The sequence below is a fragment of the Sphingomonas abaci genome (assembly GCF_014199625.1).
GTDB classification, from domain to species: domain Bacteria; phylum Pseudomonadota; class Alphaproteobacteria; order Sphingomonadales; family Sphingomonadaceae; genus Sphingomonas; species Sphingomonas abaci.
Genome location: NZ_JACHNY010000001.1, coordinates 273,447 through 295,863 on the forward strand (window position 1 = coordinate 273,447; position 22,417 = coordinate 295,863).

Here is a 22,417-nt window from a genome sequence, read left to right on the forward strand (position 1 = left end):
GGTCCGGCCGCCGGACGTCCAACGACGAGAGTTGCCTTCGATGACCAGCCAGCACGCGATCCTGACCGCCGAGGCGCACCGCGACCTGACCATCCGCACCGAGCGGGCGGCGGCGCTGGGCGATGCGGCGATGTGCTGCATCACCGTGCCCGATGAATTCCGCGCGGTGCAGAGCGAATATCCGATCCTGTTCCGCCTGAGCGACACCCGCGACCGCTTCACCGCGCTGGCGATGTTCGGATTCGAAAATGGCGAAAACCTGTTCCTGGAGGATGGCCGGTGGGACGCGCGCTATCGCCCGCTGGCGATAGAGATCCAGCCCTTCCTGATCGGCGGCTCGCCGACCGACGACGGCATCGGCCAAGTCCATATCGACCTGTCCTCCCCCCGTATCGACCAGGGCGGCCAGGGCGAGCGACTGTTCGACACGATGGGCCGGCCGACCCCTTATCTGGACCGGGTCGCCGGCCTGCTCGGCACGCTGGACCAGGGCTATCGCGCCGCGCCCGACTTCTTCGCCGCGCTCCAGCGCCACGACCTGCTCGAACCCTTCACGCTCGACGTGACGCTGGACGACGGGTCGCGCAACCAGCTGGTCGGCTTCCACATCATCGCCGAAGATCGGCTGGCGACGCTGGACGCGGGCATGCTGGCGGAGCTGAACGCGGCCGGCCATCTGCTGCCGATCTACATGGCCATCGCATCGCTCGAACAGTTCGGCGAGCTGGTCGGGCGGCGCAATCGACGGATCGCGCATGGCCGGGGCTGATCAGGGACCGCTCGCCGGCCTGTCGCCGGTGACCGAGGTGACGGTGGCGGATGCCGCCGCGCTCGACGCCCGGCTGCGCGCGGCCGACGCACCCTTCGTCGTCCGCGGCCTCGCCGCCGACTGGCCCCTCGTGCAGGCGGGCCTGCGATCGGCGGACGCGGCGCGCGACTATCTGCTGCGGCATCACCGTGACCGGCCCTTCACCGTCTCGGTCGGTCAGCCGGGCAGCGGCGGACGGCTGTTCTACGACGATGCGATGGCGATGAACTTCCGCACCTTTGACGCCAAACTGCCGGAAATCTTCGCGCGCCTGGCCTCCTTCGCCGGCCATCCGGACGCGCCGACCGTGTATCTCGCCTCGATCGACGTGCATCAATATTTCGACGGCCTTCACGCCGCCAATCAGATCGACCTCGGCGATCGCGAGCCGCTGGCCAGCATCTGGATGGGCGGCCGCACACGCATCGCCGCGCATAACGACGTGCCGCACAACTTGGCGGTGGTCGCGGTCGGCCATCGCCGCTTTACGCTGTTCCCGCGCGAGCAGTTCCGCAACCTCTATCTGGGCCCGGTCGACAACACCCCCGCCGGCCGCGCGGTGAGCATGGTCGACTTCCACGCGCCCGACCTCGTCCGCCACCCGCGCTTCGCCGAGGCGGTGGCGCACGGCCTGGTGGTGGAGATGGGGCCCGGCGACGCGCTCCACATCCCCGCGCTCTGGTGGCACCATGTCGAGGGGCTCGACGACTTCAACGTGCTGGTCAACTACTGGTGGCGCGAGAGCCCGCGCTGGATGGGCCAGCCGCAGGAGGCGCTCAACCATGCGATGATGGCGATCCGCGACCTGCCCGCCGACCAGAAGGCGCATTGGCGCGACATGTTCGACCATTATGTGTTCGACAATGACGACCGGGTCACCGCGCATATCCCGGAGGGGGGACGCGGCGTGCTGGACCCGATGACGCCGGAGCTGGCCGGGCGGCTGCGCGGCTTCCTGCTGCGGGCGCTCAGCCGATGAACGCGGTCACGCCCCGCCGCATCGTCATCGCCGGGGGAGGCACCGCCGGCTGGATGGCCGCTGCCGCGCTGACCCGCACGCTGGGCCGCACCGTCGAAGTGACCTTGGTCGAGTCCGACGCGATCGGCACCATCGGCGTTGGCGAATCGACCATCCCGCCGCTCATCACCTTCAACCGGCTGCTCGGCATCAACGAGGCTGAGTTCATGGCCGCCACCCAGGCGACCTTCAAGCTCGGCATCCAGTTCGACGGGTGGAAGGGACCCGAGGACAGCTATTTCCACGCCTTCGGCCTGACCGGCAAGGATCATTGGGCCGCCGGCTTCCAGCATTTCTGGCTCGATGGCCGGACGCGTGGCCACATGGAGCCCTATGACGATTATTGCCTCGAACTGATCGCCGCGCGCGAGGGCAAGTTCGCGCATCTGCCCGACGATCGGATGAGCTACGCCTATCAGCTCGACTCGACCCTTTATGGCCGCTTCCTGCGTCGCATGGCGGAGGGTGACGGCGCGATGCGAGTCGAGGGCCGGATCGCCGAGATTGAACTCGATGGCGAGAGCGGCGACATCGCCGCGCTGCGACTGGACGATGGCCGGCGGGTCGCAGGCGACCTGTTCCTCGACTGCACCGGCTTTCGTGCCCTCCTGATCGGACAGGCGCTGCATGTCGGCTACGACGATTGGACGCATTGGCTGCCCTGCGACGCCGCAATCGCGGTGCAGACCGAGAGCGTCCGTCCGCCCGTCCCCTATACCCGCGCGATGGCGCATGACGCCGGCTGGCAGTGGCGCATCCCGCTCCAGCACCGGGTCGGCAACGGCATCGTCTATTGCAGCCGCTACCTGTCCCGAGAGGGCGCGCTCGACCGCCTGCTCGGCAATGTGGAGGGCGCGGTGCTGACCGAGCCCAACCACCTGCGCTTCGTCACCGGCGCGCGCCGCCGCCAATGGCACCGCAACTGCGTCGCCATAGGCCTGTCAGGCGGGTTCATGGAGCCGCTGGAATCGACCAGCATTCACCTGATCCAGCGCGCGATCCTGCGGCTGATCCGGCTGCTGCCGCCCGCTGGCCCGATCTCGTCGCACGACGTGGCCGAGTTCAACGACCAGCAACTGACCGACATGGACCAGATCCGCGACTTCCTGATCCTCCACTACAAGGTCACCGAGCGGCGCGACAGCGGCTTCTGGCGCTATTGCGCGGCGATGGACATCCCCGACAGCCTGGCGCAGAAGATCGGCCTGTTCCGCCAGACCGGCCGCGTCTTCCGACGCAACGACGAATTGTTCGCCGAGAATAGCTGGATTCAGGTGATGCTGGGCCAGGGCATCGTGCCGCAGGCGCATCACCCGATCGCCACCAAGCTGCCCGACGCGGAACTGGCGCGGTTTCTGGGCGGCCTGCGCCAGGGCGTGGCGACGACGGTGCGAGGCCTCCCGCGCCATGCCGACTATGTCGCGCGCTATTGCGGCGCGGCCCCCGCCTGATGGCGCGCCGTCGCCAGGCGGTGACGATCCGTCACGTCGCCGCCGATGCGGGCGTCTCGCTCCAGACGGTCAGCCGCGTCATCAACAAGGAGCCGAACGTCCGGCCCGAGATGATGGAGCGCGTCCAGGCGTCGATCGCCCGGCTCGGCTATGTCCCGTCGATCGCGGCGCAGCGCATGGCCGGATCGCGCTCCTATCTGATCGTCGCGCTCAACGACCGCGAGCGGACCATTGCCGGCTGGCGCAACCGGCAGGGCACGGACTGGGTCGACCAGATGCTGCTGGGCGGGATGCTGACCTGCGCGGAGCATGGCTATCGCCTGCTCGTCGAGCTGGTCGACACGCATAGCGACCATATCGAGCGCGAGCTGCTGGGTGCGATCGCCGCGATCCAGCCCGATGGCGTCATCCTCACCCCGCCGCATTCGGAGAACCCGCTGATCACCCGGCTGCTGGAGGCGCAGGGGATCAGCTTCGCAAGGATCGGGTCGTTGAAGCCCGGCGCGGGCTTCGCGGTCGCGATCGACGACGAGGGCGCGGCGCGGCTGGCGACCGAACATCTGGTCGCGCTGGGCCATCGCCGGATCGGCCTCATCGCCGGCCCCGACGACTATGAGCTGAGCGGCCGGCGGGTCACCGGCTGGCGCGCGGTGCTGGCGGAGGCTGGATTGCCGACCGAGGGCCTGCTCGCCCAGGGCGATTTCGGCTTCGAGACCGGCCGCGCCGCCGCGCTCGCCCTGCTGGACGGGCCGGCGCCGCCGAGCGCGATCATCGCCAGCAGCGACCAGATGGCGCTTGCCACGCTGGAACTGGCCCGCGAACGCGGGTTGGACGTGCCGGGCGCGCTGTCGGTCGTCAGCTTCGACGACACGCCGATCGTCCGCTTCGTCCACCCGCCGCTGACCGCGATCGTCCAGCCGATCGCCGAGGTGACCGCGCGGGCCGTCGCGCTTGTCATCGCCGAACGGGCTGGTGGCGCGCCGCTGGCCGCGCCGGTCATCGTGCCGGCGACGCTCGCGGTCCGCGCCTCGACAGGGCGACCGGTCGGCGCGTAGGAGGCGGCGACCGCCAGCGCTCGAAGGGACCAGCGATGAACGACGCGTCGAAGCACTGGGACGGCGACCAGGTCCGCCGATGGTTGGCCAGCCGGATTGAGGCGGCCCGGCTTGACCAGGCGGCGGCGGACCGGCGCGGTTACGCCGCGAACGACGATTACGACCTGGCCGCCGCCGAGGAATGGGTCTGCCGCGCGCTCCAGACCGGCGGCCATGCCGACGATCAGGCGGCCTTCGCGGCGCAGGTGAAGGCGTTGCTGGCGCGGGAGGCGTATCCGGCCACGGGCGTGCACGACGACCGCCGGTACGAACGCCACGTCCGCGCCCATCTGCGCAAGGTCGCCAAGATGACCAAGGCCAATGACGGCTTCGCCAATACCCTGCGCTATCAGGGCGGCCGGTAACAGAGGAAGACGAATCCGAACCATGGCGCGCAAGCACCCGAAACATGAACCCTATCCGGTGCCGGAGCCGGACGAGGACGACGCGCCGCCCGCGATCGTCGCTTGCTGGCTGTGCGGCCGACCGACCGGCAAGGCCGTCGTCTGGCACCATCCGGTGCCCAAGAGCCGCGGCGGGCGCGACGTCGTGCCGATGCACCCGATCTGCCAGCAGACGCTGATGGCGAACTTCACCAATTCCGAACTGCAGCGCCACGGCATGGACGTGGACGCGCTGTTGGCGCATCCCGACGTGCGCAAGTTCGTCGACTGGGTCGCAAACAAGGACCCGGACTTCACCGCCACCACGGCGAAGAAGCGGCGATAGCCGGGCGCGTCATGCCGCCGGGTTGAGGATTTCCGCCAGGCGGACGGGCGCGAAGCCGTGCACGTCGACGCCGACATCGAACTGGCGCGGCATCGGCTTCAGCCGGCCATGGCTGTGGCCGTGCAGGTTGATGGCGCCCCGGTGCTGGCCGTTCCAGCTACGAAAGGGATAGTGGCACAAGACCAGCCGATGGCCCTCGGCCTCGATCTCGGCATAGTCGCCGACGCTCGCCCAGCCTGCCGCCGCGACCGTGGCGTCGGGATCGTTGTTGCCGCGGAGCAGATGCTTGGCCCCGTTCAGTCGCGCGAGCAGCGCTGGCACGTCCGCCGCGCGACGCGCGAAATCGCCCAAATGCCAGACCTGGTCCTCCGGCCCGACCACGGCGTTCCAGCGTTCGACGAGCACCGCATCCATCGCGGCCACATCGGCGAAGGGCCGCTTCTGGATGTTGATCGTGCGGTGGTCGCCGAAATGCGTGTCGGCGGTGAAGAAGAGCGTCATGCGGTCCGCAACGAGCGTGGACCGGCGCGGTGCCGTCGCGACATGGCTTGCCGCGCGCGCACCGCGCCTTATCGTCCGGCGCTGAACGACTTAGGGGCCGATGTGGATTTCCTCGACGATCGACGCGCGCTGCTGCGCGCCGCCATGCTCGCGCCCGCCGGCCTGTGGACCGCGGCCCGGGCCCGAAGCGCGGGCCTGACACCGGGCTCGGGCCCCGGCCCCGGTATCGCCCATGCGCTGGCCGATCGCCGCGCCCGCCAGATTGCGAACGTCCGTTACGACCTGTCGCTCGACCTGACCGGCGAGGACAGCGCGATCGGCGATGCCGTCATCCGGTTCGACCGCGTCGCCGGCAGCGGCGACCTGGTGCTCGACTTCCGGGGTGCCGGCCTTTCGGAACTGATGGTCAACGGCCGCCCCCTGACGACCGAAGCGCGAGCGGACGGCCACCTGACCCTGCCGCAAGCACTGCTGCGCACCGGCGCGAACCGCGTCACCGCCCGGTTCGCCACCCCGATCGCGGCGTCCGGCGCGGCGATCATCCGCTACCGGGACGACAAGGATGGCGGCGTCTATCTCTACACCCTGCTCGTCCCGTCCGACGCCAATCTGCTCTTCCCCTGTTTCGACCAGCCCGACCTGAAGGCGCGGTTCCGCTGGGCGCTGACCGCGCCCGCCGACCGGACGGTCATCGCCAACGGACCGCTCGCGGAAAAGATAGCGGCCGGCGCCACCATGCGCTGGCGGTTCGCGGAGACCGAACCGATCTCCACCTATCTCGCCGCCTTCGCCGCCGGCCCTTGGACGCACTGGACTTCCGCCCCCGCAGCCGGGCGGCCGATCAGCCTCTTCGCGCGCCGCTCGCGCCGCGCCGAGGTGGACGCCGCGGCGCAGATCGCCGCCAACCGCGCCGCGCTGGACTGGCTCGCCGACTGGTTCGCCATCCCCTATCCGTTCGCCAAGCTCGACCTGGTGCTGGCCCCCGCCTTCCCGTTCGGCGGGATGGAGCATGTCGGCGCGGTCTTCTACAACGAGGACCGCTTCGTCTTCCGCGAGCCGCCGACGCTGCCGCAGCGCGTCAACCGCGACGCGACCATCTATCACGAGATCAGCCACCAGTGGTTCGGCGACTTCGTGACGATGCGCTGGTTCGACGATCTGTGGCTGAAGGAGGGCTTCTCCACCTATATGGCGGCCCGCATCCAGGCCGAGCTGCAACCGGACAGCAATGCCTGGACCAGCTTTCTCCTGTCGACCAAGACGCCCGCCTATCGCGCCGACGCGACCAGCGGCACCCAGGCCCTGTGGCAGCCGCTCGACAATCTCGACGCGGCCAAGAGCAATTATGGCCCGATCGTCTACAACAAGGCGCCGGCGGTCATCAAACAGCTCGCCTTCCTGGTCGGCGAGGACGGCTTTCGCCGCGGCCTGCGGGATTTCCTCCGCGGGCATGGCTATGGCAATGCCACCTGGCAGGACCTGCTGGGCGCGATCGGCACGGCGTCGGGGGTCGATCTGGGCGCGTTCGGCCGGCACTATATGCTGCGCACCGGCCTGCCGCGCGTCGACACGAAGCTGGTGCCGGCGGGCGACCGGATCGGCGCGCTGACGCTGGTCCAACGCCCGGTCCGCGCCTTGCCCGGCGATCCCGAGGGAGCCTGGCCGATGAAGGTGCGCGTCCGGCTGGGCTATCATGACCGTGACGATGTCGTGCTCGACGCCGCGTTCGACGGCACGACCGCACGCCTGCCCGGCGCGGCGGGGCTGCCGATGCCGGACTATGTCTGGGCGAATGACGAGGACCAGGGCTATGGCCTGTTCCTGCCTGACGAGCGGACCATCGCCTGGATCGTCGCGCGGGTCGGCACCGTCGCCGATCCGCTGCTCCGCGCCCTGTTGTGGAGCGGATTGTGGGACAGCGTCCGGGACCTTCGCGTCGCGCCCGACCACTATGTCACGGTGCTGCTCGACCATCTGCCGGGCGAGCGCGACGAGCAGATCTCGCGCACCATCCTGGCGCGCGGGGCGACCGCGCTCGACCTCTATCTGCCCGACGCCGAGGCCGCTTCGCTCCGCCCGCGCTGGGAGGCGGCGCTGCTCGCGCGGATCGACGATCCGCAGCTCGGCTATGGCCTGCGCAAGGACGCGCTCGACCGGCTGGTCGCCACCGCGCGGACGCCGCTGGCGCTCGCCCGGCTGCGCGACTTCCTGGCGGGTCGCGCGATGCTGGCGGGCGCGGCGATCCGCCAGCCGACCCGCTGGGCGATCGTACGGCGGCTGATCGCGCTCGGTGCGCCGGACGCGGCGGCGCTGTTCGCCGCGGAGCAGCGGCAGGACCGCTCCAGCGAGGCGGTGAAGGACGCGTTCGTCGCCCGCGCCGCGACGCCGGACCGGTCGGTCAAGGCCGCCTATTTCACCCGCTATTTCGACGATGCGACGCTCAACGAGGCCTGGGCCAGCGAAAGCCTGGGCGCGTTCAACGCGATCGAACAGGCAGCGTTGACCCTCCCCTTTCTGCGTCCGGCGCTCGACCGGCTGGAATGGATCCGCCAGAACCGGCGCATCTTCTTCCTGCCCGCCTGGATCGAGGCGTTCGTGGGCGGCCAGGCCGACCCGGCGGCGCTGGCGGTGGTCGACGGTTTCCTGGCGGCGCGACCCGCCCTGCCGATCGACATCCGCCGCAAGCTGCTGACCGCTCGCGACGAATTGGCGCTGACGGTGCGGATTCGACGGGCCGCGCTATAGCGGCCGGCCGCCGCCATCGTCATATTTGAGCTCGAGATAGCGGCCCTGCACCGCGATCCCGTCCAGCGCCCCGCGCCCCAGTTGCTCGGTGGCGCGGGCCAGTTCGGCGTCGATCAGGCGCAGGCCGTTGACCAGATGGTCGTCGGGCGTGCGGCCATCGGCATGACGGGCGCGGCGGGCCGCGATGGGCACGCTGCGCCAGCCTTCGACCAGGGCGGGCAGTTCCACTGCGACCAATGTGCGCATCGACTCGGCGGTGGGGCTGCGGGGGTCGAGCGCGCCCAGTCGGGGGGCGAGCTCATCCAGCCGGCGGCCAAGGTCGTCGACCAGCCGCAGCGCCGGCACGGGCATGCCGCGCCGTTGCGCGGCAAGCCAGACGCCCGCTTCCCCCGCCAGTCCGGGCAGCGCCGCGCCGGCCAGTGCCTCCCGCCCCGGCACGCGCGGCGGGGCCCGCGTGACGATCAGCGTCGCCAGCACCAGCATCAGCGCGACGGACAGGACCAGCGCGATGGCGGACGGCACCAGCAGGTCCAGCACCGCCCAGGCCAGCATCGCGGCGACGGCGGCGAAGACCAGCCGGATCATCAGCCGCTGTTGCCGCCGTGCCTTCGCCACCCGCTCGCGTCGCGCCTGCTCGCGTCCCTCGGGCGACAGGCGGCGCAGCAGATCCTCGGCATGGGTCAGGCCGACATAGGCGAGGCCGGTGGCAACGGTGCGCGCCCGGTGGATCATCGGCGCTGGCGGTCCGGGATCGTCGCTCATGCCGAATTCATGATCCTTTTTCCGCCCCGGGTCCATGGCCGATCCGCCGTTCGGCGCGTTGCCGCCGGATGGACGACACGATCCAAACCTTGCAGGCCAAGATGGAGGCGGCGGCGCTGGCGCTCGATTTCGAGCGCGCGTCGCGGTTGCGCGACCAGATCGCGCTGATGCGCGGCGGCGCGAGCGCCGAGGAGGCGCGGGCCGCTAGCGATGCGGGGCTGACCCGCCAGCGACCGGGCGCGATGGGCCTGGGCACCAGCCAGCAACGCCCCGCCCCGCCCCCCGGCTGGACGCCGCCGCCCCGGCCCGATCTGAACACCCGCAGCACCGGCCGTCGGCGATGACGGCGCCGAATCGCACCGATATCCTGATGCCCGCCCCGATGGCGCGGGGCGTGGTCCAGGCATTGGACCAGCGCTTCGCACTGCACCGTCTGTGGGAGCAGTCCGATCCGGACCGCTATCTGACGAGCATCGCCCCCCGCATCCGGGGCATGGCGGTGGGCGGCGCGGCCGGGCGGATCGACGCGGGCTGGTTCGACCGGCTTCCGGCGCTGGAGATCGTCGCGCATTTCGGCGTCGGCTACGAGACGATCGATGCCGCCGCCGCCGCCGCGCGCGGGATCACCGTCACCAACACACCGGGCGTGCTCGACGCGGAGGTCGCCGACCTGACCATCGGCCTGCTGCTCGCGACGCTGCGCCGCCTGCCCCAGGCCGACCGGTTCGTGCGCGACGGACGTTGGCCCGGCGGCCCCTTTCCGCTGTCGCCGAGCTTGCGCGGCCGGCGCGTCGGTATTTTGGGACTGGGCGCGATCGGCAAGGCAGTGGCGCGGCGGCTGGAGGGGTTCGACGTTCCGATCGCCTATCACGGCCGCTCGCGACAGCCGGACGTAAGCTATGCCTATCACGAAAGCCCGACTGGACTGGCGGCGGCATCGGACGTGCTGATCGCGATCGTGCCGGGTGGGGCCGGCACCCGCCATCTGGTCGATGCGGCGGTGTTGGACGCGCTTGGGCCGGACGGCGTGTTCGTCAACGTCGCACGCGGCAGCGTCGTCGACCAGGATGCGCTGGTCGCTGCGCTGGCGGAACGCCGCATCCTCGCCGCCGGACTCGACGTCTATGCCGACGAACCGAACGTGCCCGAGGCGCTGGTCGCGATGGAGCAGGTCGTGCTGCTCCCGCATCTGGGCTCGGCGTCGGAGCGGACGCGCGCGGCGATGGGCCGGCTGGTGGTCGACAACCTTGCCACCTGGTTCACGACCGGCCGCGCGCTGACGCCGGTGGCGGAGACGCGCGGCTGACGCGTCTCCGTCACTCGGCTCAGGCCAGCCCGCGCCGGACCAGCAGGGCGTCGATCCCGGCATCGCGGCCGCGAAAGGCGCGGAAACTGTCCGCCGCGGGCCGGCTGGCGCCCCGCGCCAGCACCTCGGCGCGGAAGGCGTCGCCGGTCGCGCGGTCGACCAGCCCCGCCTCGGCGAAGCGCTGGAAACCGTCGGCGGCGAGCACCTCCGCCCACAGATAGCTGTAATAGCCCGCCGCATAGCCGCCGGCGAAGATATGGCTGAACGCGTGTGGGAAGCGGTGCCATTCGGGCGGCCGGATCACCGCCACCTCGTCGCGCACCGCCTCCAGCACCTCCATCGGATCGGTGCCCATCGTGCCGAGATGGAGCAGCAGGTCGAACAAGGCGAACTCGATCTGCCGCACCACCATCATCGCCGAATGGTAGCGTCGCGCCGCGACCAGCGCCTCGAACATCGCCGGGGGCAGCGGCGCACCGGTAGCGTGATGGCCGGACATGCTCGTCAGAACCGCCCGATCCCAGGCGAAATCCTCCATCAACTGGCTGGGCAGCTCGATCGCGTCCCATTCGAAGCCGCTGGTCCCGGCGATGCCCGGCCGGTCGACCAGCGTGCAGAGGTGATGGAGGCAATGGCCGGTCTCGTGCAGCAGCGTCAACACATCGCCATGGCTGAGCAGCGACGGCGTGTCCGTCCCCTGCGGGGCGAAGTTGCACACCAGATAGGCGACCGGGACGCTGACGATATTGCCGTCGCGCAGGCGCGGCCGCGCCTCCGCCATCCAGGCGCCGCCGCGCTTGCCGGGCCGGGCGTGCAGGTCGAGATAGAGACCTGCGAACACGCCGCCATCCTCGTCGGCAACGTCATAATAGCGTGCGTCGGGATGCCACAGGTCGACATCCTCGCGCCGGCTCAGACGAATGCCGAACAGTCGGCCGAGCAGCGCCTGCCATCCTTCCAGCACCCGCTCGACCGGGAAGTGCGCGCGCACCGCCTGCTCGTCGACCGCATAGCGGGAGGCGCGCAACCGTTCGCTGGCGAAGCCGACGTCCCAGGGCTGGAGATCCACGATGCCCAGCTCGGCCGCTGCGAAATCACGCAGCTCGGCCAGTTCGCGCTCGGCGATCGGCTTGGCCCGTTTGGCGAGGTCGCGCAGGAAGGTCAGCACCTCGCCCGCGTCCGGCGCCATCTTGGTCGCCAGCGACAAGGCCACCGGATCGGTGTAGCCCAGCAGATGCGCCAGCTCGTGACGCAACGTCAGCAGCCGGGCAATGCGCGCGCCATTATCGAAACGACCGGCGTCCGGCCCCCGGTCCGATGCGCGTGTGCCGAAGGCTTCGTAAACGCGGGCGCGCAGGTCGCGATCCTCGGCGAAGGTCAGGATCGCGCTGACGCTCGGCTGGTGGAGCGTGACCAGCCAGCCGTCCAGCCCCTTGGCCTGCGCGGCGGCGGCGAACATGCCGCGATCGGCATCGGACACACCCGCCAGCCGCGCCGGATCGGTGATGTGTTCGGACCAGGCATCGGTGGCGTCCAGCACCGCGCTGCCGAATTCAGTGCCGAGTTGCGACAGCTCGACAGAGATCGCGGCGAAGCGCGCTCGCGCGTCCGCCTCCAGCGCGACGCCCGACAGGGTAAAGTCGCGGGTCGCCCGCTCCACCGCCACCCGGTCGGGCCGGGGAAGGTCGGCAAAGGCCGGCGCGGCGGTCAAGGCGACGAGCAGGTCGTAGATGTCGCGGTTCTGGTGCAGCCGCGTGCTCGCCTCGACCAGCCGGCCCATGCCCTCGGCATAGGCGAGGCGCAGCTCCGGCGTGTCGGCGACACCGTGCAGGTGCGACACCGCCGACCAGAGCGCGTCGATTGCGGTGCTGGCGCGCTCCAGCGGCATCCACACCGTCTCGAAATCGGTCGGACGCTCGACCACGAGCCGTGCGACGATCGCGTCCTGGTCGGCGATCGCCTGGTCCAGCGCGGGCAGGATCGCCTCCGGCGTCAGCGCCGAGAAGGACGGCAGTTCGGTCGGCAGGGTCAGAGCGGCAGTCGTCATGGACACTCTCTCGTTAATCGGACGGACGGGTCTCGTCGTTACATAGGGCGGCGATCGCCCCCGTGCACCCGGTGTCGCAAAGCGGGACGGCGGAAATCGCCGCCGCGAGGTACGACCCTTTCTGCCTGGCCCTTGTCTAGATAAGGTTTATGGGGCTAACCCCCATGTCTCTCCAACGACGGGCCTGACGTGCAATCCGAGCTACCCTCAACGCTGGTCGACTATCTGCGGCACTCCCGTGTCGCGCTGGCGGTGGCCTCGGCGGCGGACGACAATCCGCTGGTCCATGTCAACGCCGCCTTCACCGCGCTGACCGGCTATGAGCCCGAGGATGTGATCGGCCGCAACTGTCGCATGCTCCAGCACAATGCCCCGAACATCGAACCGCGCGCGCGGCTGCGCGAGTTCATCGCCAACGAGCATCAGCCCAATGTGCGGACGCTGATCGTCAATTTCCGCAAGGATGGCCGGCCCTTCGTCAACCTCCTCTATATGTCGCGGCTGCGCGCCATGAGCGGCGGGTCGCATTATCTCTTCGCCTCGCAATTCGATGTGAGCCGCTCGCATGGCGAGCTGCTGGCCGACTACAACAGCGCGCTGGAGGCGACCCTGGGCAAGCTGGTGCCGATCGCCGAAGAGGCGGGGATCGTGGTGGAGGGCACGCTGCTGACCATCGCCAACAGCGCCGCCACCATCGCCCAAGCGAAGATGATGCTGGCGGGCCTCGACATGGCGAGCCATGCATAACGTCGTCCAGGCCCAGGAGTCGGCGGCGGCGCCCGCCACCGCCGCCGTGCCGGTCGTCGGCATCGGCGCGTCGGCCGGAGGCCTGGAGGCGCTGCGCGAGATGCTGGCGCCGGCGCGGCTGCCGACCGGCCTGGCCTTCGTCGTGGTTCAGCATCTCGATCCCAATCACGAGAGCATGCTGGCCGAGCTGCTCGACCGCACCACGGGGCTGAGGGTGCTGCAATGCGCGGGTGGCGAGCGGATCGCGGCCGATACCGTCCACATCATCCCGCCCGGGCACGGCCTGGCGATCCGCGAGGGCCGGCTGGAGCTGACCGACTTCCAGCAGCCGCGCGGACTGCGCAGACCGATCGACGATTTCTTCCAGTCGCTCGCCGTCGACCAGCAGGCCAATGCCGCCTGCGTGATTCTGTCGGGCACCGGCGCGGATGGCACCACCGGCCTGCGCGCCATCAAGGAGAATGGCGGCGTTTGCCTGGTCCAGCAGCCGGAAAGCGCGCGCTATGACGGGATGCCGCTGTCGGCGGTCGGCACCGGCCTGGTCGACTTCGTCAAGCCGGCGGGCGAGATCCTGGAATGCATCCGCACCTTTTTCGATCGCCGTCAGCGGGGTCCGGGCGTGGTGGAGGCGGATATCGTCGCCGACCATGTCGACGATCTCTGCCATGTCCTGCGCAACGCGATCGGCCACGATTTCTCCGGCTACAAGCGCTCGACCCTGGTCCGCCGGGTCGAGCGGCGGATGCACGTGCTGGGTCTGGACACGGGCCGGGCCTATCTCGCGCGCATCCGTACCGATCCGCGGGAGTGCGAGGCGCTGTTCCGCGACCTGCTGATCAACGTCACCCGCTTTTTCCGCGATGCCGAGGCGTTCGAGGTGCTGCGCACCCGCGCGATCGAGCCGCTGATGCGCCAGCGTACGGCGGACGAGGATATCCGCGTCTGGATCCCCGCCTGCTCCAGCGGCGAGGAAGCCTATACGATCGCGATGCTGTTCGCAGAGGCGGCGCGGCTGTCAGGCCAGCCGCTGGCGGTACAGATTTTCGCGACCGACATCGACGAACAGATGCTGGCGATCGCGCGCGAGGGCACCTATCCCGCTTCCGCCCTGGCCGACCTGCCGGCCGAGCTGCGCGACCGCTACACCATCCTCCATGCCGAGCGGTTCACCATGTCGTCCGCGATCCGCGACATGATCCGCTTTTCCAGTCACAGCCTGGTGAAGGACCCGCCCTTCTCGCGCATCGACCTGCTGTCGTGCCGCAATCTCCTGATCTATTTCGACGACCGGCTTCAGCAATCGGTAGTGCCATTGCTTCATTATTCGGTGCGGCCGGGCGGCTACCTGTTCCTGGGCCCGTCCGAGTCGGTCAGCCGCTTCGAGCATCTGTTCCGGCCGATCGACCAGCAGGCGCGGCTGTTCGAACGCTCGCCCGGCGCGCCTAGCTATCCCATCGACCTGCCCGGCGGCGGTCGCGAGCGGCCGTTGCGCCGCGAGCGCGACGGCGGCGTCGAACCGCCGACGCTCGTCAACGAACGGCTGGCGGTGCGTCGGCTGGTCGAACGCTATGCCCCGCCCAGCCTGGTCGTCGACCAGGACGGCGCGATCATCTCCGCCTATGGCAAGCTCGGCCGGTATTTCGAGTTCCCGGTCACCCGCACCGGCGGCAGCAGCGCGGTGAACCTGGCCCGCGCCGGGTTGCGCACCGTGATCGGCCCGTTGCTGCGCCAGGCGCGCGACGAGCGTCGCCGGGTGATCGCCCGCGACGTCAAGATCGAGACGGATTACGGCGTCCAGCCGGTCGAGGTGATCTGCGATCCGCTCGGCGACGGCACACTGCTCTGCGTGTTCCGCGACACCGGCCCGTTCCGCCCGGACGACGGCGGCGAACTGCACGACCTGGAGTCGGGCGACGATCATTTCGAGGCGCTGGAGGACGAGCTGCGCCTGACCCGCCACCGACTGCGCTCCGCGATCGAGGAACTGGAGACCGCGAACGAGGAGCTGAAGAGCTCCAACGAAGAAATGATGTCGATGAACGAGGAGCTGCAATCGACCAACGAGGAACTCTCCACCGTCAATGACGAGCTGAAGAGCAAGGTCGACCAACTCACCGTCGCCAATTCCGACCTGCGCAACTTTTACGAGTCGACCGACCTGGCGGTCGTGGTGCTCGACGCCGACCAGCGGGTGCGCAGCTTCACCGAGGCGGCGACCAGCGTCTTCCCGCTCAAGCCCGCCGATCGCGGGCGGCCGCTCGCCGATGTCGCCAGTCGCCTGTCGGGATCGTCACATCTCGACGATGCGCGCGCGGTGGCCGGCGGCGCGCTGCCGATCCAGCGCCGGGTAACGACGCTGGACGGCGGCCGGGTCTTCTCCATGCGCGTCCTGCCCTATCACACCCAGTCGGGCGAGACCGACGGCGCGACGCTGGTGCTGACCGAGATCACCGACGCGCTGGCGCTGGAACGCCAGCTCGCCGCCGAGCGCGAGCGCCTGGACCTGGCGATCCGCGCCGCCGGCATCGGCGTCTGGGAATATTGCCCGGACTCCGGCACGACGGTGCTCGACCCCACCGAGCGCGACCTGCTGGGAGCGGGCGATGCCGAAATGGCGCACATCGACCCCGTCCTGTCGCGCGTGCCGCCCGAGGACCGCGCGGTGATCGGCGCCGCGCTGGACCGGACCATCCGGGGCGAGGGCGATTTCGAGGCGACGTTCCGGATTCGCCGCGACGATGGGGCGATCCGCTGGGTCAAGGGGATCGGGCGGCTGGTCGCCAATTCCGAGCCCAGCCGGCTGGTCGGCGTGTCGATCGACGTGACGCCGGAACATCTGCTGGCGGAAACCCGCGACCTGATGCTGCGCGAGATGAATCACCGGGTGAAGAACCTGTTCGCGGTGATCGCCGGCATGATCACCATCGCCGCGCGCAGCCATGTCGCGGTTCCGGGCTTCGCGGAGGATATCCGCAACCGCATCGCCGCGCTCGGCCGGGCGCATTCGCTCGCCTCCCCCGCCGGCGCCTCCCAGGCGATCAACCTGCGCGACCTCGTCGCCGCGACGCTTGCCCCCTATGACGACCAGGGCCGGATCGGGATCGAGGGGCCGGCGCTGACGCTGGATCGCGAATGCCTGTCGCCGATCGCGCTGATTCTGCACGAATGGGCGACGAACTCGATCAAATATGGCGCGTTGAGCAGCCCCGACGCGCACGGCCTGACCATTGGCTGGCGCTGCGAGGAAGGCGGCGTGAGGGTGATATGGAACGAGGAATGCGAACGCATCGAGGCACCGGCCGCCGCCAAGCCGGGCTTCGGCTCGATCCTGGTGGACACCAGCGTGCGCCAGTTGCGCGGCACGCTGACCCGCTCGGTCGAGGCCGGGCGCTTCCATATGGAGATTCTGTTGCCGCACAGCGTGCTGATCGATGAGTGATGTCGTGCTGCTCGTCGAGGACGAGCTGTTCATCGCCATGGACCTGCAGATGACGATCGAGGATGCCGGCTTCTCCGTCGAGGGGCCGTGCACCAGCGTCAGCGAGGCGCAGGATCGGATCGACCGGCTGGGCAGCGCGGCGCTTGCCGCTGCGCTGCTCGACGTGCGGCTGTCCGACGGTATTGTGTTCCCGGCCGCCGACCGGCTCTATGCCGATGGCGTGCCGCTGATCTTCCATTCGGGCCATGCCGATGACGGCGAATTGCGCCGCCGCTATCCCAAGGCGCAGATCTGCCCCAAGCCCAGCGCGCCGGCCGATCTGACCGCCGCGCTGCACCATTGCGTGCAGGGCGGCTGATCAGGCCACTCGCTCAAGCCGCGCCGAGCAGCGTCTCCCACCGCCCCGCCAGCGCGTCGCCGGCCGCCCCGGCGATCGCCTCGACCACCGCGGCATCCTCGAACAGACCGGGCTGAAGGCCAATCGCCGCCTCCGCCAGCCGGCTGGTCACCGCCAGCGGATCGCCGCCCGAAGCGATTGTCGCCAGCCGGTCGCCGGCCGGGTCGACGATCGGCGCGCCCGCTCTCGCGCGGGTGATGAGGAAGGCGATCCAGCAGCCCAGCGCCGCCACGACATGGCGCGGCATCCGCCCCGCCGCCCGGTGCGCGGCCAGCGTGTCGCCTAGGCGATAGGGCAGCTTCTGCGACCCGTCCTGCGCGATCTGGTCCAGCCGGTGGACGATCACCGGATTGCGGAAGCGTGCCAGCACCGCCGCGCCATAGGCCGCCAGGTCGAGCCCCGGCACGTCGGGCAGAACGGTGGCGATCTCGTCGCGGATCATCGCCTCCACGAAGCCGGCCAGCGCCGGATCGGCCATCGCGCCCGCGACGCTCTCGTGCCCGCGTAGCAGGCCGGCATAGGCCAGGGTCGAGTGGCTGCCGTTCAGGATGCGCAGCTTGGCGCGCTCATATCCGGCGACATTGTCGGTCAACGTCGCGCCCACCGAGGCGAGGTCGGGGCCAAGCGGACGGCCATTGTCCTCGATCACCCATTGCGCGAACGCCTCGCGCTGCACCGGCGCGTCATCGCCCAGGCCGCCCAACGCGTCCAAGACCGTCGCCCCCAGCGCCGCGTCGCTCGCCGGGGTGATCGAGTCGACCATGGTCGACCGCACGTCCAGCCTGGCGTCGATCCATGCCGCAAGGTCCGCATCGCGGGCTTGGGCGAAGGCGACCAGCGCGGCACGCAGCTTGGCGCCATTGTTCGCCAGATTGTCGCAGGGCATCACCACGAACGGCACGGTGCCGGTCGCCCGCCGCGCGGCCAGGCCGGCGACGATCCAGCCGACCAGGCTGCGCGGCGCGCCCGGCCCGGCCAGGTCATGGACGATATCGGGATGCGCCAGGTCGAGCGTGCCGTCCGCCGCCAGGCAATAGCCCTTCTCGGTCACGGTGCTGGTCACCAGCCCAACCGCCGGGTCGGCGAGCAGCGCCTGCGTCTCGGCGGCATCCTCGGGCGACAGGAATCGGCGATGCGCGCCGATCACGCGGAAGCTGGCCTCGGCATCGCGGATCGCCAGCGTGTAGAGCCCGTCCTGCGCCGCCAGCGCATCGATCGTGCCACGGCTGCGCATCGACACCACCGCAATCCCCCAGCGCGGATCGCGGTCGAGCAGCGAGTCGACATAGGCCGCCTGATGCGCGCGGTGGAAGGCGCCGGGGCCGAAATGGACGATGCCGACCGTCACCGCATCCCGGCCGCGCGGCGTCGCGACATCGGCGGGCACGCGGGCCAGGGTCTCGTTCGACAGCTTTTCCATATCCTCTCCCCCACGGCGTCTCGCCATCGTCCGGCCTCTCCCTGCCGCGCCGGGCCTGCCCGGGCAAGTCCGGCCCGGTCCGATTGACTTGCCCCTGGCCCCGTGCCTACCACCCCGGCCCGACGATCCGCCACGGGCGGCGCGTGACCAGAGAGGATAATCGTGACCCGCCGCCTGGAACTCCACCCCGACCGCCTGTTCCCCGCCGATCCCGCCACCCGCGCCATCGCCCGCAGCCTCTATGCGACGGTGGCCACGCTGCCGATCGTCAGCCCGCACGGCCATACCGATCCGCGCTGGTTCGCCACCGACGCACCCTGGACCGACGCGACCAGCCTTTTGCTCGCGCCCGACCATTATCTATTCCGGATGCTCTATTCGCAGGGCATATCGCTGGACGCCCTGGCGATCCCGTCCAGGGCCGGCCAACCCGCGACCGACCCGCGCGCCGCCTGGCGGGTGCTGGCGGAGCATTACCCGCTGTTCCGGGGCACGCCGTCGCGCCTGTGGCTCGACCATGTCTTCACTCAGGTGTTCGGCCTGGACGTTGCGCTGGAAGCTGCGACCGCCGACCTGTATTTCGACGCGATCGGCGAGGCACTGGCCACCCCCGCCTTCCGGCCGCGCGCGCTGTTCGACCGGTTCCATATCGATTTCCTGGCCACCACCGAAGGTGCGCAGGACGATCTGGACGCGCATCACGCGATCCGGGCGTCGGGCTGGCAGGGCCGCGTCGTCACCACCTATCGCCCCGATGGCGTGATCGACGTCGAGCATGAGCAGTTCGCGGGCGCGATGCGGCGCTTCGCCGAGCTCACGAACGAGGATGTCGGCAGCTGGCAGGGCTATCTCGCCGCGCATCGACGGCGCCGCGCCGATTTCCGCGCGGCCGGCGCAACCGCGACCGATCATGGCCACCCGTCCGCACGCACCGCCAACCTCTCCACCGCCGAGTGCGAGGCACTGTTCGCGCGCATCACCGGCGGCACCTGGGACGCGGCCGATGCCGAGCTGTTCCGCGGCCAGATGCTGACCGAGATGGCGCGTATGTCGGCGGAAGACGGCATGGTGATGCAGATCCATCCCGGCAGCTTCCGCAACCATAATGCCGGGCTGTTCGCCAGCCATGGCCGCGACAAGGGCGCCGACATCCCGATGCGTACCGACTATGTCGCGGCGCTGAAGCCCATGCTCGACGTGGTCGGCACCGATCCGAACCTGACCATCATCCTCTTTACGCTGGACGAGAGCGCCTATGCGCGCGAACTCGCGCCGCTCGCCGGCCACTATCCCTGCCTGAAGCTGGGCCCGGCCTGGTGGTTCCACGATTCCCCGGAGGGGATGCGTCGCTTCCGCGAGATGACGACCGAGACCGCGGGTTTCTACAACACGGTCGGCTTCAACGACGACACCCGCGCCTTCCTGTCGATCCCGGCCCGGCACGATGTCGCGCGCCGCGTCGACTGCGCCTTCCTGGCCCGACTGGTCGCCGAGCATCGGCTGGAGGATTGGGAGGCGGCGGAGCTGGCGCAGGAGCTGACCAGCGGCCTGGTCCGCCGCGCCTATCGGCTGGATGGCGGCATCGGGGCGACCGCGTGATGGGCCGGTTCCTGGCGTTCGGCGAGATCATGCTCCGCCTCTCGCCGCCGGGGCGCGAGCTGCTGATGCAGACCCCGCGGTTCGACGTGTGGGTCGCCGGCGCGGAGGCGAATGTCGCGACCCAGCTCGCCCGGCTGGGTCATGACGTCGGCATGGCCAGCCGCGTGCCCGACAACGACCTGGGCCGCGCGGCGATCGACACGTTGCGCGGGCACGGCGTCGACGTGCGCCACATCCAGACCGGCGGCGAGCGGATGGGGCTGTATTTCGTCACCTCCGGCGCGGGGCTGCGCGCGACCGAGGTGGTCTATGACCGCGCCTGGTCGTCCTTCGCCGAGGCGCCCACGGCGGCCTGGGACTGGGACGCCATGCTGGCGGGCGTCGACCGGCTGCACCTGTCCGGCATCACCCCGGCGCTGGGGCCCGTGCCCGCCGAGACGGCGATCGCCGCGGCCGAGGCCGCCAGCGCGCGCGGCATCGCCCTGTCGTTCGACGGCAATTGGCGCGGCAAGCTCTGGGCCCGCTGGGACGGCGATCCCCGCGCGATCCTGCGCCGCATCGTCGCGCATGCCGACCTGATGTTCGGCAACCATCGCGACATCGCGCTGCTGCTCGGCCGCGACGATTTCGCCGGCGCGGGCGAGGATCGCCGCCGCGCCGCGGCCGAGGCGGCCTTCGATGCCTTCCCCCGGCTGCGGACGATCGCCTCGACCGCGCGCCATGTCGATCAGGTCGACAGCAACCGCCTGTCCGCCCGGATCGACACGCGCGACGGTCATGCCCAGACCGACGAGGTGCTGATCGCCGGCATCGTCGACCGCATCGGGGGCGGCGACGCCTTCGCGGCGGGCGTGCTGCACGGGCTCCGGTCCGGGCAGGACAGTCTGGGCGCGGCACGGATCGGGCTGGCGCTCGCCGCGCTCAAGCATTCGCTGCCGGGGGATGCCGCGCTATTCCGCCAAGCGGATATCGACGCGTTCGTCGCAGGCGGGCTCGACGTCCGACGGTAGAGGCGGGATGAGGCAGCTTCGTCGGTTCGTCAGGCTCGGGTTGGCGGGCGCGTCGATAGTTTCGATCGGTGCGCAGGCGCAGGATCGCCGTATTGTCACCGAGCCACTCCCGCCGACACAAATCTGCACGACCCTACCCGCCACCGGTACGGGCGACGATACGGGACGGTTGCAGGCCGCGATCGACCGCTGTCCGCCGGGTGCGGCGGTGCGGCTCGTGTCCTCGGCGACGGGCGGACGCTTCGTCAGCCGGCCATTGCGGATGGCATCGGGCGTCACGCTCTGGGTCGACCGGGGGGTGGTGCTGGCGGCGGTGTCGGACCCTGCCGCCTATGACCGGGGCGGCGGCACCTGCGGCACGATCGCGGCTGAGGGCCATGGCTGCCGGCCCTTCCTTTCCTTCACCGGCACGCGGGGCGGCGGCATCGTCGGCCAGGGGGCGATCGACGGCCAAGGCGGCGCGACCATGGCGGGCCATGCCGAAAGCTGGTGGCAACTCGCCCGCCGCGCGCAACGCCAGGGCGGGCAGCAGAACAATCCGCGCCTGATCGAGGTGGACCATGCCCGCGACATCGTCTTCCATGGCATCACCCTGCGCAACGCGGCCAACTTCCATGTCGCGCTCGATGCGGTGGCGGGCGCGACCTTCTGGGGCATCCGGATCGACACGCCCGCCGATGCGCGCAACACCGACGGCATCGATCCCGGCGCATCGACGGACATCACCATCGCCCACAGCTTCATCCGCACCGGTGACGACAATATCGCGATCAAGGCCGGCAAGGGCGCGACCCGCTACGTGTCGATCCTCGACGATCATCTCTACTGGGGGCATGGCCTGTCCATCGGCAGCGAGACCAATGCCGGGGTCAGCGACATCCTGGTCCACGACATGACGCTGGACGGCTCCACCGCCGGCCTGCGCATCAAGAGCGACGCGAGCCGCGGCGGACTGGTGACGCGCGTCCGCTATGACGGCGTCTGCCTGCGCGGCAACCAGCGGCCGGTCGACTTCGACACGCGTTACGACGCGACCAGGACCGGCGAAGCGATCCCGGTGTATCGCGACATCGTCCTGCACGATGTCGCGGGCGGCGACGGCGCATTGGTCGTGCACGGCCACGACGCCGACCATCGGCTTCAACTGACGCTGGACGGCGTTCGCTTCGCGCCGAACGCCCGCTGGTCCATCGCCTTCGCGCAACTGGCGGCCGGCCCCGGCGGCGTATCACCTACGCCTCCCGGCACCGACCTCCCGCCTGCGACGGGGCCGATGCGGGATTGCACCGCCGCCTGGCTGCCCTTTCCGGAGAGCGACCTGCCTTGAACGGGCAAGCGCCTTGC

At 70.3% G+C, this 22,417-nt stretch carries 19 protein-coding genes; 15 read left to right on the top strand and 4 right to left on the bottom strand.

The features are described from left to right. Positions 1-40 precede the first annotated feature (40 nt). Genes GGQ96_RS01105 through GGQ96_RS01130 form a run of 6 tightly spaced genes read left to right on the top strand, consistent with a single transcriptional unit; the run spans position 41 to position 5,100 of the window. Entirely contained in the window at positions 41-769 is a 729-nt protein-coding gene (locus GGQ96_RS01105) for a SapC family protein (RefSeq protein WP_184110730.1), read from the top strand. After that, a complete protein-coding gene (locus tag GGQ96_RS01110; RefSeq protein ID WP_184110731.1) occupies positions 756-1,787 on the top strand; it encodes a cupin-like domain-containing protein in 1,032 nt (343 codons plus the stop codon). Before GGQ96_RS01105 ends, GGQ96_RS01110 begins: the two co-directional genes overlap by 14 nt. After that, the gene (locus GGQ96_RS01115; RefSeq protein WP_184110732.1) at positions 1,784-3,277 is read left to right on the top strand and encodes a tryptophan halogenase family protein; all 1,494 of its coding nucleotides are present in this window, start codon (positions 1,784-1,786) and stop codon (positions 3,275-3,277) included. The genes GGQ96_RS01110 and GGQ96_RS01115 overlap by 4 nt, the downstream gene beginning before the upstream one ends. After that, positions 3,277-4,332 (top strand): LacI family DNA-binding transcriptional regulator, encoded by a 1,056-nt coding sequence (locus GGQ96_RS01120; RefSeq protein WP_184110734.1) that lies wholly within the window; start codon positions 3,277-3,279, stop codon positions 4,330-4,332. Before GGQ96_RS01115 ends, GGQ96_RS01120 begins: the two co-directional genes overlap by 1 nt. 35 nt (positions 4,333-4,367) lie before the next feature. Then, a complete protein-coding gene (locus GGQ96_RS01125) occupies positions 4,368-4,736 on the top strand; it encodes a hypothetical protein (RefSeq protein WP_184110736.1) in 369 nt (122 codons plus the stop codon). A 22-nt stretch (positions 4,737-4,758) separates the two neighbouring features. Beyond that, positions 4,759-5,100, top strand: a complete 342-nt coding sequence (locus GGQ96_RS01130; protein ID WP_184110738.1) for a cobyric acid synthase — start codon at positions 4,759-4,761, stop codon at positions 5,098-5,100. Positions 5,101-5,109: 9 nt separating this feature from the next. Here the strand turns inward: GGQ96_RS01130 and GGQ96_RS01135 are convergent, their stop codons facing one another. After that, positions 5,110-5,601, bottom strand: coding sequence for a metallophosphoesterase family protein (locus GGQ96_RS01135; RefSeq protein ID WP_184110740.1), 492 nt, complete (start codon positions 5,599-5,601; stop codon positions 5,110-5,112). 102 nt (positions 5,602-5,703) lie between these two features. Here GGQ96_RS01135 and GGQ96_RS01140 point away from each other — a divergent pair, with 102 nt between their 5' ends. Then, the gene (locus GGQ96_RS01140; RefSeq protein ID WP_343058887.1) at positions 5,704-8,346 is read left to right on the top strand and encodes a M1 family metallopeptidase; all 2,643 of its coding nucleotides are present in this window, start codon (positions 5,704-5,706) and stop codon (positions 8,344-8,346) included. On the opposite strand, the gene GGQ96_RS01150 is transcribed toward GGQ96_RS01140, so the two are convergent. Then, entirely contained in the window at positions 8,341-9,108 is a 768-nt protein-coding gene (locus GGQ96_RS01150; RefSeq protein WP_184110744.1) for a hypothetical protein, read from the bottom strand. The genes GGQ96_RS01140 and GGQ96_RS01150 overlap by 6 nt on opposite strands. A gap of 68 nt (positions 9,109-9,176) precedes the next feature. Here GGQ96_RS01150 and GGQ96_RS01155 point away from each other — a divergent pair, with 68 nt between their 5' ends. After that, a complete protein-coding gene (locus tag GGQ96_RS01155) occupies positions 9,177-9,452 on the top strand; it encodes a UvrB/UvrC motif-containing protein (protein ID WP_184110746.1) in 276 nt (91 codons plus the stop codon). Beyond that, on the top strand, positions 9,449-10,414 hold the full coding sequence (locus tag GGQ96_RS01160) for a 2-hydroxyacid dehydrogenase (RefSeq protein ID WP_184110748.1): 966 nt from the start codon (positions 9,449-9,451) through the stop codon (positions 10,412-10,414). Before GGQ96_RS01155 ends, GGQ96_RS01160 begins: the two co-directional genes overlap by 4 nt. A 19-nt stretch (positions 10,415-10,433) precedes the next feature. Here the strand turns inward: GGQ96_RS01160 and GGQ96_RS01165 are convergent, their stop codons facing one another. Further along, positions 10,434-12,461: a M3 family metallopeptidase gene (locus GGQ96_RS01165; protein WP_184110750.1), complete on the bottom strand. Its 2,028-nt coding sequence runs from the start codon at positions 12,459-12,461 to the stop codon at positions 10,434-10,436. A gap of 189 nt (positions 12,462-12,650) precedes the next feature. On the opposite strand from GGQ96_RS01165, the gene GGQ96_RS01170 reads away from it, so the two are divergent. From GGQ96_RS01170 to GGQ96_RS01180, 3 genes are read left to right on the top strand one after another with little or no spacing between them, the layout of a single operon-like run. Next, positions 12,651-13,208 carry a PAS domain-containing protein gene (locus GGQ96_RS01170; protein WP_184110752.1) on the top strand — a complete coding sequence of 186 codons (558 nt, stop codon included), beginning with the start codon at positions 12,651-12,653 and terminating at the stop codon, positions 13,206-13,208. Continuing rightward, positions 13,201-16,647 carry a CheR family methyltransferase gene (locus GGQ96_RS01175; RefSeq protein WP_184110754.1) on the top strand — a complete coding sequence of 1,149 codons (3,447 nt, stop codon included), beginning with the start codon at positions 13,201-13,203 and terminating at the stop codon, positions 16,645-16,647. The genes GGQ96_RS01170 and GGQ96_RS01175 overlap by 8 nt, the downstream gene beginning before the upstream one ends. Continuing rightward, on the top strand, positions 16,640-17,005 hold the full coding sequence (locus tag GGQ96_RS01180) for a response regulator (protein ID WP_184110756.1): 366 nt from the start codon (positions 16,640-16,642) through the stop codon (positions 17,003-17,005). The genes GGQ96_RS01175 and GGQ96_RS01180 overlap by 8 nt, the downstream gene beginning before the upstream one ends. A gap of 13 nt (positions 17,006-17,018) precedes the next feature. Here the strand turns inward: GGQ96_RS01180 and GGQ96_RS01185 are convergent, their stop codons facing one another. Next, positions 17,019-18,464, bottom strand: a complete 1,446-nt coding sequence (locus GGQ96_RS01185) for a mannitol dehydrogenase family protein (protein ID WP_184110758.1) — start codon at positions 18,462-18,464, stop codon at positions 17,019-17,021. Between the two features lie 162 nt (positions 18,465-18,626). Here GGQ96_RS01185 and uxaC point away from each other — a divergent pair, with 162 nt between their 5' ends. Genes uxaC through GGQ96_RS01200 form a run of 3 tightly spaced genes read left to right on the top strand, consistent with a single transcriptional unit; the run spans position 18,627 to position 22,400 of the window. After that, the gene (gene uxaC / locus GGQ96_RS01190; protein ID WP_184110760.1) at positions 18,627-20,063 is read left to right on the top strand and encodes a glucuronate isomerase; all 1,437 of its coding nucleotides are present in this window, start codon (positions 18,627-18,629) and stop codon (positions 20,061-20,063) included. After that, a complete protein-coding gene (locus GGQ96_RS01195) occupies positions 20,063-21,073 on the top strand; it encodes a sugar kinase (protein ID WP_184110762.1) in 1,011 nt (336 codons plus the stop codon). Before uxaC ends, GGQ96_RS01195 begins: the two co-directional genes overlap by 1 nt. 7 nt (positions 21,074-21,080) lie before the next feature. Continuing rightward, a complete protein-coding gene (locus GGQ96_RS01200; protein WP_184110764.1) occupies positions 21,081-22,400 on the top strand; it encodes a glycoside hydrolase family 28 protein in 1,320 nt (439 codons plus the stop codon). Positions 22,401-22,417 lie beyond the last annotated feature (17 nt).